This window comes from Proteus sp. NMG38-2 (genome assembly GCF_020640995.1).
In the GTDB taxonomy this organism is placed as follows: Bacteria; Pseudomonadota; Gammaproteobacteria; order Enterobacterales; family Enterobacteriaceae; genus Proteus.
This window is the reverse complement of record NZ_CP085481.1, coordinates 2966726-2979477: the sequence shown is the minus strand read 5'-3', so window position 1 is coordinate 2979477 and position 12752 is coordinate 2966726. Positions and strand designations below refer to the sequence as shown.

General features: G+C 41.7%; 9 protein-coding genes and 1 pseudogene. 6 read left to right on the top strand and 4 right to left on the bottom strand.

Annotated elements, in window-relative coordinates; all coding sequences use genetic code 11:
* Positions 1–367 precede the first annotated feature (367 nt).
* The 3 genes and pseudogenes from LG402_RS22370 to LG402_RS14255 form a co-directional block, all read left to right on the top strand.
* A pseudogene (locus LG402_RS22370) lies at positions 368–616 on the top strand (restriction endonuclease); the annotation flags it as partial.
* A gap of 286 nt (positions 617–902) precedes the next feature.
* On the top strand, positions 903–1184 hold the full coding sequence (locus LG402_RS14260; protein ID WP_227335793.1) for an ECs_2282 family putative zinc-binding protein: 282 nt from the start codon (positions 903–905) through the stop codon (positions 1182–1184).
* On the top strand, positions 1184–1657 hold the full coding sequence (locus LG402_RS14255) for a hypothetical protein (RefSeq protein WP_227335792.1): 474 nt from the start codon (positions 1184–1186) through the stop codon (positions 1655–1657). Before LG402_RS14260 ends, LG402_RS14255 begins: the two co-directional genes overlap by 1 nt.
* Positions 1658–2673: 1016 nt before the next feature.
* Here the strand turns inward: LG402_RS14255 and LG402_RS14250 are convergent.
* On the bottom strand, positions 2674–4443 hold the full coding sequence (locus LG402_RS14250; RefSeq protein ID WP_227335791.1) for a hypothetical protein: 1770 nt from the start codon (positions 4441–4443) through the stop codon (positions 2674–2676).
* 98 nt (positions 4444–4541) lie between these two features.
* Between LG402_RS14250 and LG402_RS14245 the strand changes: the two genes are divergently transcribed.
* The 3 genes from LG402_RS14245 (at position 4542) to LG402_RS14235 (ending at position 7249) form a co-directional block, all read left to right on the top strand.
* The gene (locus LG402_RS14245) at positions 4542–4751 is read left to right on the top strand and encodes a helix-turn-helix transcriptional regulator (protein ID WP_109911354.1); all 210 of its coding nucleotides are present in this window, start codon (positions 4542–4544) and stop codon (positions 4749–4751) included.
* Between the two features lie 29 nt (positions 4752–4780).
* Complete coding sequence (locus tag LG402_RS14240; protein WP_227335790.1) at positions 4781–6274, top strand: YfjI family protein; 1494 nt, start codon at positions 4781–4783, stop codon at positions 6272–6274.
* Positions 6275–6577: 303 nt separating this feature from the next.
* Complete coding sequence (locus LG402_RS14235; RefSeq protein ID WP_227335789.1) at positions 6578–7249, top strand: inovirus Gp2 family protein; 672 nt, start codon at positions 6578–6580, stop codon at positions 7247–7249.
* A 243-nt stretch (positions 7250–7492) separates the two neighbouring features.
* Here LG402_RS14235 and LG402_RS14230 read toward each other — a convergent pair whose 3' ends face one another.
* From LG402_RS14230 to LG402_RS14220, 3 genes are read right to left on the bottom strand one after another with little or no spacing between them, the layout of a single operon-like run.
* Positions 7493–8470, bottom strand: a complete 978-nt coding sequence (locus tag LG402_RS14230) for a hypothetical protein (RefSeq protein ID WP_227335788.1) — start codon at positions 8468–8470, stop codon at positions 7493–7495.
* Between the two features lie 3 nt (positions 8471–8473).
* Positions 8474–10405: a hypothetical protein gene (locus LG402_RS14225; RefSeq protein ID WP_227335787.1), complete on the bottom strand. Its 1932-nt coding sequence runs from the start codon at positions 10403–10405 to the stop codon at positions 8474–8476.
* A gap of 1 nt (position 10406) precedes the next feature.
* Entirely contained in the window at positions 10407–12605 is a 2199-nt protein-coding gene (locus LG402_RS14220) for a hypothetical protein (protein ID WP_227335786.1), read from the bottom strand.
* Between the last annotated feature and the right edge of the window lie 147 nt (positions 12606–12752).

Here is a 12752-nt window from a genome sequence, read left to right as displayed (position 1 = left end):
AATGATACCTCTACTAAAGGCATTTGTGAATCTTGGGGATCAGGCAGCATCGACGAGAGATACGAAGAAGTTGTAGAGCTTGAGAAGTTTTATGAGGATACTTTGGCTGTTCTGTACAACTCCGAAAAAAGTAGCCAAACTGAGGTCGGATATCGATTAGCTTGGGCTAGAACCTACCTCAAGAACTGGATACCTTGAAAACTCATCTCGTGGCGTGTGGGCATTCACAAATAAAGCCAGATAGAAACCGGAAATTGATAGCAGAGAATTTGTCCACTTTGTTAGAGCTTTCGACTGAAAGCCTGAACCGGCTAGTACTACGCCATCGGCACTCGAACTGTCGTCCGATGACTCTCCGGAAGAGGCTATGCTTTGGCGTGAAAAACTGCATCATGTGCTAATTGAAGAAATGAGCCCGGATGCATTTGAGCGATTAGCACAGCGATTATTGAGAGAATCATGCTTTATCCGTGCTGAAGTGACTGGTTGCACGGGTGATGGTGGTATCGATGGCAAAGGAATTGCCCGAATCAACGGTCTGATGAGTTTTCATATCGCTTTTCAGTGTAAAAGGCACAAAGGTTCCGTTGGAGCTTGTGAGATCCGTAATTTTAGGGGCGCAGCCGTTGGTAGAGTTGATCGTGGGATGTTTATCACTACAGGTAGCTCTACAAAGCTGCCATTGAAGAAGCTAGCAGTGATGGCGTTGCTCCGATTGACTTGGTTGATGGTGTTTAGTTAGCTGATAAGCTTAAAGAACTTAGCTTAGGTGTTTAAAAAGAGTTGCTTGAAAAAGTAACAGTTGATCCTGGTTAGTTTTTAGGTCTTTAACTGTTAATAAGCACTAAGAGAACTTGAAAATATGTGGTTAAATGCGGCCACTCACATAACGGAAAGTCAGAATGAATCCTGAAAAATACAATAGAAGTATAAGCTTGCTTTGCCCGACTTGTGGCTGCTCAGACTTTTCCTACGAAGAGGGCAGGGATGAAACAATACAAGTCATGACTTGTGCATCTTGTGACCGAGAGCTCAATAAAGATGAGCTTATTCAAGAGAATAGCGAAAATATTGATGAGCACCTTTCTGAAATCAAGGAAGAAGTTTTGAAAGACGTTCAAGACGAACTACGTAAATCTTTGAAAAAGGCTTTTTCTGGTAGTAAGAATATAAGGATTAAGTAATGCCAATAACTATTGATGCAGGCGATGTGATAGCTGGATTAGCTTTCCTTCTATCTGGTTACGCAACATGGCAAACGGTCAGCTTTAACAAGAGGCAGAAGTCACTTGTCGAAAGTCAAGAAAAGCTAAATACTATTCTTTTGGAAAAAGAAAATGAAGAGGCACTGAAAGGAAAGCAAGCTGACCTTGGTGCATCAATTATAAAACTTGGTAGCAGTAAGTATCGGCTGAAAGTTTGGAATAAAGGAGCAGCTACTGCAAGAAACGTCAGAATTGAGTTCCCCGAAGGTAACGATTTAGTTATTGAATCAGAAGTGACTGACAAATTTCCGATGGAAAGCCTCGAAAAGTATCAATCCGTTGAACTTATAGCCGCTGTTCATATGCAAACGAAACGAAAACATGTTGTTCGGCTAGTTTGGGAAGATGATGCCCAGTCTTATAATGAAAAGCTCTCTTACCCTACATTGTAATGTAAATATCAACTGTGGAAAGGCTAATATTAAAATGTTTAGCCAATTCTCTTTGCTTATATCCTTTGCACCTCATTTCATAACTTGCTGTATTATAGATATTCCCTTCCAGTCACCCTAATATTTTCCCTTGCTGTAATATAATTTTATGTCGTCTGTCTAATTTTTTTCATCATTATATTTAATGATTTTTAATTGAGATAGCATTTGAGTTAAAGAGATATCTAGTTCTAATATATTTCGATTTAAGTTTTTGAGATGGAGTAATATTACCCCCAGTGATTGACATCGTTGTATGATATAAGTTATTTTCTTTTTATTATTTCCCAAATCATAGAGCTCCCTTATAATTTATGTGAGGTAAGGCTTGAATACGCTATCAATATAATGTATCAATTACGTTAGTAGTTATTTAGTAATTATTGAATTACAATAATATTTAGGTATTTATTAACCTCTTATAGGCTAAGGTTACTATTTTTTATGAAAACAAAAATATGTATAATGGTCACTGGTTTAATTTTTTATCGGTAATATCAATCAAAGCAAACTTATTTTTTTGTGTGATAATTAGGAGTGAAGGCGACATAAGTGCTTTTTAGTGTTATTTTTTGAATGAATCGCTAATTTGATGAAAAATAATGTTCTTTATTGAAAGGTTAATGGTGAAATTAAAATCGAATAGATAATCTATTTATGTGGCATTTTTTATTAATATAATACTTTATTATCTGACATTATTTCCGTTTCTGACGGAATGATATGTTATAATACGTCATTTTTCAACGAACCAACGTAGTATTAAATGGATCTATCTTCTGTTACTATAATCTGGAAAACTGATAAGTAGTGCATCTATAACATCAAAAATAGTGTGATGATGGATTGTGGTTGCCTGTATAAATTAAATATTATTCTGCAAAAAAGATGGGATGCAATAAAAATGATGCTCTCTCCCAGCTACAACGGCTACATGTAGCCATTGTAGCCGGGCCCATAAGTGTATTGTAGAGAAATTATTGTTTGTTGACTTGCTGATCTAACTTTTCATGCACAATGTGTAACGTTTCTACTAATACGTTTCTTTCGAGTTCACTGTCTTCAGATACTCCCATAAAAGAAGCGATAGCTTCTTGTTTTTCATCTGGTGCCTTCAGATATTTCATTAACACGGGTAAGCAGCCAATGCAATTAATTAGGGTACAATGATTTAAGATGCCAATTAGGTTTTGAGTGAGCTCTCGACGGGTCAGTACCTTTTGTTCAATTATTAAATCGGCAAAATGTTCGCTAGAAATATCATCAATATAATGGAGCTGGTCATCAAGTTTTTCAAGAGCGGTATTAACCTCACTTAATAATCCTGAGATCGTTTGAGAATAATATTCAATTTTTTCGTCCTCTTCATTGGAGGTAATTGTGGTAATGAGTGTGTTGTAGATTTTAATTGCTCGAAGGATTGTTAAATTATTTGGGTCTGTGATGATGGGATTATTTAGTGATGCTGTTGAACCCAGTGCAAAATCAGCATACTCACCTTGCGAATTTAAAATCGGATTAATTAAATGTAGTAGTGTCCCATTTTTTATTGTGCTTTTCTGTAGCTTTATTTTCAATGCGAGGTTAATGTTTGCAAAGGCTGCTTTTAAATATCCGTAAGGTAATTCTTCAGATAACATTTCATGCGTCAGTTGATACGCTTCTTCAAGTTTTTTATTGTGCAATAAATCGATGATTACAGTGAGTTTAGCATAGGGAGCTAATAAGGGAATATCCGCTCTTTTTTCAAACCAACGTTTTAAATTTTTAAATTCATTTTCAGTATGATTAGCGGAAGGAAAGTCTCCTTTAAATATCATCGATTTTAAATAATTAATCGCCAGGCTGTACTGTTCTATACGATCTTTTTTTGGGGTAATCACATTGGCATAATGAATAAGGGTTTTAGCACATTCCTCTAATAAACCTTTGTCGTAATCAAATCGATAGAGATACATATGTAGAGAAGATAATAGATGGGATGAGCGCATATTTTCCTCCATCAATTCACGATAATGCTGAGTAATGAGAGGTACCCATCCTGTGGTATTTTGAAGTCTTAATAAGGTATTTAAAGACGTATAGGTCTTTTCAAATGCGTCAAGTGCGTTTTCGAAATCCTTCGCTTCAAATTTGCAAATATTAATGGCGTGTTTAATTGAGCTTGTTTTTTGGTTTTTGCCACACCGGATATTATCAATCAGTGATTTAATTCCCATTAAACTCTCTTTCGGTTGTATGCCTTGTTGTTTAAGGACTTTTTTCAAGTAATGCTTGGCACCTTGAAATAGGTGTTTAGGATCTGAGTTATCAAAGGGGAAGTCATCACTCAATAAAAAGGCCTGTATATGGTGATAAAAGCTTTGGGGCTGCGCATTTTGAGTATGGCGATTGAGAGTTTTATACATATCGAGTGCAATAATGGCGGGTATCGCTGTTTCCATATATTTTTTTGTGATGATATCTCTTTCTAAGTCGGAATAAACCACTGCATGCACAACTTCGTTATACAGTTGTTCGTATTTATAGAATACATCACGCCTGTCTTCCTGACTATAAACCGCCTCGGCATCTATCATGCCAATGATTTTATTGTAATAGATATCAAAAAACTTTTGATGTAATGAAAAATCTGAAGTTTCATATTTATCTCGCATATTCAGTGCGTTACCGGTGATGTCTTTTGTATTTAGCTCGAACACTCGACAAACCGTTAACATAATACTGACAAAATTGTGATGACTCATGCGCTCTTCCTAAATTGGTTTCCAAATTTGTACGGGGAAATACTGCCAGAATTTGTGGCAAAGTCTACTTCGAACGAAACACACTTGGAGGACATAAAATGTCAACATCAATTCAACCCTTACGTATTCTTCGCATTACAGAACTCACCAAGGCGCTGGGAATTTCACGTTCCAGTATTTATGAAAAATTGAATCCACGTTCAAAGTATTATGATGACACGTTTCCAAAACCAATTAAGCTTGGCGCTTCATCGGTTGGATGGCTATACAGTTCGGTGGAAAAATGGGTTGCTTCACGTGAAGTTTAGGTGTCTATCAAATTTAAGGGGCAAGAAAAATGTCAAATGACAATCCAGAACTGTGTTTGCAGTTGAAAGTTTTACCTGAATTTTTTCAGCAGCTGATCGGGCACATACACACTCAAACAGGGGCGAGCCCAGATATTATTTTACCCACCCTATTAGGGGTTATGGGGATGGGGTGTCAGGATAACGTTGATGTTCAACCTATCGAAGGGCTTCGTTATCCGACTTCGCTCTATACGCTCGTGCTTGCCAAGTCGGGCAGTAAAAAGACATCGGTATTCAGAATGCTGATAGCACCCGTTATTCAGTGGGAAAAAACACAAAAAGCAGAATATGTTGCAGCACAGGCGGAGTATCAACGACATGAGGCTATTTGGAAAATAGAGCTAAAAGCTCATGAGAAACATTATCAAAAAGTGCTTAAGGATAAAGGTGATGTGGTTGAGGCTCATCGTCAGTTAGATGAATGCCTACAACAAGCACCTGTTAAGCCGGTTGAACGGCGTTTAATTATCAATGATCCCACCAGCGAGGCATTAACTCGGGAATTAGGTCAAGGGTATCCAGTGTTAACATTGGCCTCAGATGAAGCTGGAGCTCTGTTTGACGGTAATCTATTTCATAAAATTTCGTTATTAAATTCACTCTGGTGTGGCGAGAGTATTTCGGTGAGCCGTGTTTCACGCGACAGCTATTTTATTTCAGATGCCCGTTTTAGCATCTTGTTAATGTTACAACCGGAATTGCTTAATCATTATTTGAGGAAAAAAGGCACGAAATTTCGGTATTCTGGTGGACTAGTCCGTTTTTTACTCGTGGATTTGAACAATTCCTTAACGCGACTGGATGACTTGAAAACGTTACCACTGAGCGATCAGGCATTTAAAGCTTTCTCTTCTATTTTGATCGACCATTTAGACAAGGCTACATTGCGAAGAGAGCATGGCAGTGAGCGTCAGTGTATCACGTTAACGGCGGAGGCACAAAAACGCTGGTATGAACAGCAACGATTCATATCAGATTGTATGAAGCAGGACACGGCATTATCACATTATGAAGATTTTATTGCACGCTATATGGAGCATGCGTCGAGAATTGCGGCAGTGATGCAGGTTTTTATGGCACCGAATTCAACGCTGATCACAGAAGAAACCTTGAATGCGGCATTTTATATTACACAGTGGTATCTCAATCACTTTATCGCTAAAACTGATGAAACGAGGGAGTCAAGTGATGCTGAAAAATTAATCGATTGGCTTGAGAGTCATTTAGTGAGTAATGGGTCTTATAATTTTAGAACGAATTATATTATTAAATATGGACCAAGAGCTGTTAGACATAGTGAGCGTTTAGAGCCAGCTATTAACCAATTGGAAAGAGAGGGGAAACTGAAAAGGTTTATTCAAGATGGCATTGGTTATGTGGGATTTATTGGTGCAAAAATGACACCTGAAGAGCTAGCCGAACGATTGAATATTCCGTTCAGTAGTAGAGGGGTATTCATACTCAATAACTCACCAAAATAAGGATAACTTCAGAGTTATTTTTAATAATATCAGTGAGTAGGATTATATCACCAAACTAGGTTTATTGCGGTTTTGGGGAGGGGGAGTCTGTCTTTTATTAAATGGAATGATGTCGGTATAGGTAATATATACCATCTTATTAAATATAATACTAATTTACAACAGTAACACCTATCAATCAACAAAGCAATGTTTATTTAATCACCGTACCTATTGTGTCTATAACTCACTGTGTTATGGATGCGATAGGTACTTAAACACGAATACAGATATCGCTATTTCTATGATAGTAAGGTAATAAAAATGTCAGCTTATGCATTAACTAAAACAGAATTGGATCAACTGATAACTATCGCGAGTGATCGCTATGATTCCTCGATATCGTATTATATCCTTCGTCGATTACTGGCAGTGGTTGAGAATACACTAGAACACCATAACCGAGTATTTGCAATCCGAGTTGATTTACGATTCGCTCAGGATAGTAGTCCTGATGCCCCTGATATGCCGGTATGTTTTCAACGCACGGATGAGCGAGCCATTACCCGTTTTATCGAGTCACTAAAAAGCCAACTGAGAGCAGCACATCATCGTACGGGGCGTTCAGGTACACCAGCACTCCCTTATTATGCTTGGGTAAGAGAACGTAATGAAAGTGAATATCCTCACTACCATTTAGTTTTGTTATTTAATCGTGATATATACGGCTATTTAGGCAACTATTTACAAGATGATGCCAATAATATGGCGACTAGAATACAACGGGCATGGTGTAGCGCCATTGGCTTAGGGTACCCGGACTATGCACCATTAGTTAACTTTCCAGAGAACCCCGTATTTCGATTTGATAGACGAGATGCTCTGGCCCGTCATTCTAATTATTTTGATTTCCTATTACGCATGACGTATCTGGCTAAAATGAATACCAAGGAGCTCATTGCTGACTTTAGAAACTTCGGAACCAGTCAGGTTTAATTGAGAGGTATTAGCTCAGACTTGAACTAACAGGTGTTGGGTAGAACATAACTAAGCCTGACAGGCTGGTCTGAGCGAGGAGAGGAAGTTTCCACTATTCTATCAAGGTAATCTTCAACAGGCCGATTTAGAGGCGTTTGCTTTAGAGCAATAACTACACCTTGAATAAAAGGTTGTCTAACTCTATACACAACTCAAAATATAATGGATCTATGGAGTTAGACACCGTGCGCTTTCGTCCTGTCAGGGAGCTAAAGTTTTCCAGATGTCATAGCCGATATACGCCAACGTTGAGGTAGCAAACAGGGCAAAAATGATGACAACGTAGCGAAATCTACTCTGACTTGCAGCAATTTTCGCCTCCAGATGGCTCTTTTGCTGGTTAACAGCTTCAGTCAACGCCTGCTGACTTATTTGCAGAGACTCAATAGCATGGGTTGGTGGCGTTAAATGCTGCACCAGAGCTGTCTGGACGTCGGTGGATAGCATTTTAAGGCCGCTTAACACTTCTCGCCGATCGTTTTCTTGCTGTTCCGCGAACGTGGTCTGCGCCGTTTGCACATTCTGACTCACGCCCTTGAGTTGCTGGTTAAGTTCACTTACCAACTGCTTTATTTGCTGCTGGACTTGCATGACACTTTCTAGTTGTTCAGACAATCGTTGGTTACGCTCTCGTGTCGACCGTTGCTTGCTGGCATTGTCTGCGCTGGTGTCCTCTATAGATTGGTTAATCGCCAGTAGCTGCTGCAACAGGGCCTCAGCGCCGTCGATACCCGCTTGCTGACACTGCTGTATTGCTGTCTGAACACTCTCATTTTGTAGCCCAAGAACATCAGACAGTTTTGCAAAGACCTCGCCTGTCTCTGTTTTCAGTTGGCTATCATAGTGCGCCGATTGTTGACTAAGCGCGGTGAGAATATCTTGTTTTTTTTCGTTGACCTGAGTCGAAATAAACTCCTGCAGCTTACTTATCATCCCAGGAATATCTTCATCTTGCAGCTCACGTAATGATCTTTTCAGAGGATTAATGATTTCTTCAGTGTTTGCGTCTACCGCATTAATGGCATCATTGATTTCGTCAACCTTATATTTGGTATCCAGAACCTCTGCATTGAGTCTTTTTAAAGAATTCTCAAGGGGATTGAGCGGTTCCTTAAGTATTTTTACCATTAACTCGGCGAGCGATTTTTCTTTATTTTTTATTTCACTAGTCACGTTCATCTCTTATCCAGAATACTTTTCAGTTAAATTCATTAAATCTTCCCGCTGATTTTTCAACGCAACGCAGGATAAAATTTGTAATAAAGCATCACAATTATCCCGTTCCTGCAATGCTGAATCTAGGTGCGTACTTAATGTGTTGAGATACTCTTTATCAAGAAAGTGGACAAACTGCTTACAGCGGGCAAGATCCTCCTTTGAAGCTGCGGCAATTTTTTTTAAATCATCCTTGTGCGAGACGATCTGTTGTTCAAGCGATGTTTGCTGCCGTAAGGATTTATTTTGCTCTACTCGCAACACGTCAAGAGTCATCCTTTCTTTGGATAGTTCACTTTTGTATTCATTCCGGACGTTCTCTGCTGCAGCCATCCATTGTGAGGTCCACAACCGAATGACTTCCGCTTTTGCATTATCAGCAGCATAGATGACGCTGTTTTTGTCCGATAAATAATTCGCAGAACTAAGATAGGCATCGATCCAATAGTCATCGAGCGTATAGCGAATAGCATTGAACTTTTCATCAAGAATATCCTGTACCTCCTGCCTGGTAGGTTCAATATTCTTACGGGCTACTTTTCGCCAGTACGTTGACTGACTTGCTATGGCCAACTGGATCTTTTTAATTTCACTGCAATAGTCGGCAATCATACGGCGTAAAGTCGTGCATTTTTCGCTTTTGTACTCTGCCGACAATTTAATTACTGCGGCCTCTTTTGCGGCTTTATCGATAAAACCTCGGCTGACAGCTAACGAGTTATCTTTTAATAACCAGTTAGTTTGGTTTATTTTTTCCAGCGACCGAGAGATTGCCTTTTCCCAGGTCATCAGTGTATTTTCTGTTTCTTGTAGCTGTTTTTTTAGCGCTGACAGTTTTTTTTCGACAACTGCCGTTTTTTTCTCCTGAATATATTTAACGCTGAGGTGGGTATCTAGGGTGCTGCGCAACCGCCCGAGCGGGCTGGTCGATGCCGCAATCTGTTCCAACAGTTCGTTACGCAAGCGGTTGACCATGGGGGCAACACGGGCATACAGGGCGCTATCGTTTTCGGCCATACTCAGCCAGCTGCTGCCAAACTCGAGTGGAAAGTAGAGGTTCAGATCTTTCGCCATGTCACTCAGGCTGTTAAAGCGTTCGATCTGTTCAATAAGGCGCTGACGTAGCTGGGTGATATCGAAAGCTGGATCGTTGCGAATCAGCGTCTTCACCGACTGTGCTGAGTAAGAATAGGTGGTCACGATGCGAAATCGGCACGGCATCGCCTGCCAGTCCTCAATACCCGGCAGCGTGATAACGTCCGGTTGCAGAAAACTCAAATCATCGCCACGACCAATTAGCAACACCAAATCAGCGAAGGGAAGATAGCTCTTCGCCATTTGATTGACATGCTTTTGCTCTTGCGCATTCGCGGGATTATCACCAGGTAGATCCAGAATACGCACGCCGGGTACACCCGTGGTTTGCATTCTGAAAAAACGCCCAGGAATATGCACAATGCATGGGGAGTCGACAACCAGTTCTCCCCGTTCCATCTGCTTTCTGATCTGCGCTAAGGCATCGGTCATATCGTCGTCAGAGGCAAACCAGTGCGTTTTCGATTGCACAAACAATCCCCAGCGCTGGTCCACTGAACGACGATATTCCATGGCGGTGGCGGTGGCCGACTTCCCAGCTTCCCGCCCGCCGCGCAGCACGTGCGATAATGTTGCCATTTGCTGCAGATCTATGCCCATCAGATCGAGCAGTAAGGTGGTTTTTCCGACCTGCGTCTTACCAAAGATAACCACGTACGGTTCGGCATCGCTTTCCCTGAGCTGTATTCTTTCCTGAACGTCATGACTTAAGCTCTTAATCAGCCGATCGTAGGCGCGAAAAGCCCACTCTAACTGCCGTGACTCTAACTGCTGCCAATAATTTATAACCTTCCAGGACGTCATCTCACTCACCGTGGTTGGTTATTAACACTTGTAGACCCGAAGCCGATGAACCCAGCTCAGTACGCAGGTCGTTGATAAGGGTATTCACATCGGCAATGGCTTTGGCGAGCCGATCCTTGCGCATCAGTATTTCGTCCATGTGATAACGCGTACGTAACGTTTCGCTAATCCGCTTACGTGCCGCATTCATCGTATCATCGAACTGACTGCGTAAATGCTCAATATGGTGATCATGAACGCTGGCAAGCATGGTGTGTGCCTGAGAGCTCGCTTTTTTCTCGAAGGTGCGCATTCGTGTTACCGCAGACACGGTCACGTAGGCCGCCGTCACAACGGCGGTTACCGCAACGGCAGCAGGATGCATTATCACTGGTGCGGGGGGAAGGGGTGAACCCGTTTGGTCAATAGAAGATTGATCCTGGCCAAAGAGCGCGCCAAGGATATCGGAATCACCGTCGCTGACAATGTCAATCGCCAGCACTGCCGCCAGTGATTTTATTGCGGTCTTGCCAAGATCAACTCCTGCGTTGAGGGTTTGAACCCCTTCTGCAGCGACGTTACCTGCGGATGTCTCACCATCGTACTGCTCAAGTGTGACGTAAGGTCGCAGCTCTTTGCAAATTTCAGGCATGGCGTACACAAGGCGAGTGTACTCCAGCGAGAGCACTGGGATCAATTCCACGCTTTTCCTGAGCTGTTTATTCATCACCGTGGTATTTTGCCCATTCGATGTGGCACCATGATTTAACAACATTTTGATATTACTTATTTTTTCTGCATCCAGCTGTTCGTGCTGTATAGGCTGCCCGGCGCTATTCATATAGCCAAGTGTTATCAGCTTCTCTAGCTTTGGTGATGCAGGCAAGTTTGGGCGATTGTTGCCGTTTGGCATAGGCTTGAGTTTTGCCGCCGTCAATTGTTGCAAGCTGTTCACATAGTCATTGAAGAAACCAGCTGATGCGTCCTCCCATGAATCCTGAACCAGTTTCTGTAATTTGCCTTTTGTTTCACTGGTGGTATCAAATGCATTCGATATCCTGTTGGCAAATCCCTCATGGTCCTTGACCAGCCTGCGGTCCATGTTAACCTTCGCCGCTTCAAAGGTTTTAGCGATACACGCTTTCACCTTTTTGGTGTGCTCTTCTCTTAGTTCCTGTACGGCGTCGTCAAACACTTCTAGTACTTCTACCAGAACCTGACTGCCATCATCCTGGCTACCTTTATCACTGTGGTAATATAGACGTGACTGAGTACGGATCATATTCATGACGCGGGGCAGAGCCTTACTGACAATCCCAGTAAGGTGGGTTAACTGGAGATAACGGTTGGTTTGTCCGGAAAAGTTAAGGTCATCAATGGCTCGGCACAGGTGCGGCATCCATTCTGTTATGTATTCCGGATCGTCGGTGCCGGTTAAAATAATATTGTTATCCGTATATTCGGCAGCGACATTGAAGGTTTCAGCCGCGCTTTTTCTTAATTCAGCTTGCCGTTGTGGATTATGGCGATACGCTTCTGTCTTGGAGATGACAATATAAGGTTTACAGTCCTTAAGCTCTTTTTCCAGCATATCTTTGACGATTTCGAGCTGCTGCTGGTTTGCCAGTCGAGTTTCGTCGGTTACGATGATACAACCGCCTGCCGCGATCATTGCCTGACGCATTAGTTCTTGCCATTCACGATTTTCACGCTCTTGTTTTTCATAGCCAGGCAGCAGTAACCAGGCCTGATTATTGCGTGTAAAATAACGCTGCGGTACTTTCAATACTGGCAGTAAATCCCCCGCATCAGGATCGCAGACCGCTCGCTGAAACTCGTTGACGTCGACGCTGATATCCTCTAGTGTCAAATCATTTCCAGTTTCGACTAGGCGGCGGACATAACCCTGAGGCACTTTAGTCTTAGAACTCTCGAGGATTAAGACTGGCATTTTCTCGCCGCGTCCTTCATTGCTACGTAACCAGCCGCTACTGTCTTGATGCAGGCCATACAGGCTCGCCATCAGAGTCGTTTTACCCGCTCCTTGCGAGCCGCCTATAGCCACAATCCAGGTATCGGCGAGCACCTCAGCAAGCAGCAGTCGTCGCATGACTTCAAGTAATTTTTCATCAAGCTCTTCACTGTCAAGTGCGGAACAGGCCCCACGTAAACGACGTAATGCATTATTCAGCGCCTTGAGCTGGATTTCCGGTGATTTCATTGGTATTTGTTATCCTCAGAAGGTCTTAAAATTGTAAAACCTAATTATAACAGGCTCTATCGAGGTAGGCTTGTGAAGATTAAGGGAAATTTTACGTACCCAGGAGACCAATTGGAAAACGAAAATTATCCTATGTTAAGTCTGTTT

Bases quoted from the DNA above. Each gene is read 5' to 3' on its own strand.
- LG402_RS14220 (WP_227335786.1), bottom strand. From the start codon at position 12,605: ATGAAATCACCGGAAATCCAGCTCAAGGCGCTGAATAATGCATTACGT.
- LG402_RS14245 (WP_109911354.1), top strand. From the start codon at position 4,542: ATGTCAACATCAATTCAACCCTTACGTATTCTTCGCATTACAGAACTC.
- LG402_RS14250 (WP_227335791.1), bottom strand. From the start codon at position 4,443: ATGAGTCATCACAATTTTGTCAGTATTATGTTAACGGTTTGTCGAGTG.
- LG402_RS14230 (WP_227335788.1), bottom strand. From the start codon at position 8,470: ATGAACGTGACTAGTGAAATAAAAAATAAAGAAAAATCGCTCGCCGAG.
- LG402_RS14260 (WP_227335793.1), top strand. From the start codon at position 903: ATGAATCCTGAAAAATACAATAGAAGTATAAGCTTGCTTTGCCCGACT.
- LG402_RS14235 (WP_227335789.1), top strand. From the start codon at position 6,578: ATGTCAGCTTATGCATTAACTAAAACAGAATTGGATCAACTGATAACT.
- LG402_RS14240 (WP_227335790.1), top strand. From the start codon at position 4,781: ATGTCAAATGACAATCCAGAACTGTGTTTGCAGTTGAAAGTTTTACCT.
- LG402_RS14225 (WP_227335787.1), bottom strand. From the start codon at position 10,405: ATGACGTCCTGGAAGGTTATAAATTATTGGCAGCAGTTAGAGTCACGG.
- LG402_RS14255 (WP_227335792.1), top strand. From the start codon at position 1,184: ATGCCAATAACTATTGATGCAGGCGATGTGATAGCTGGATTAGCTTTC.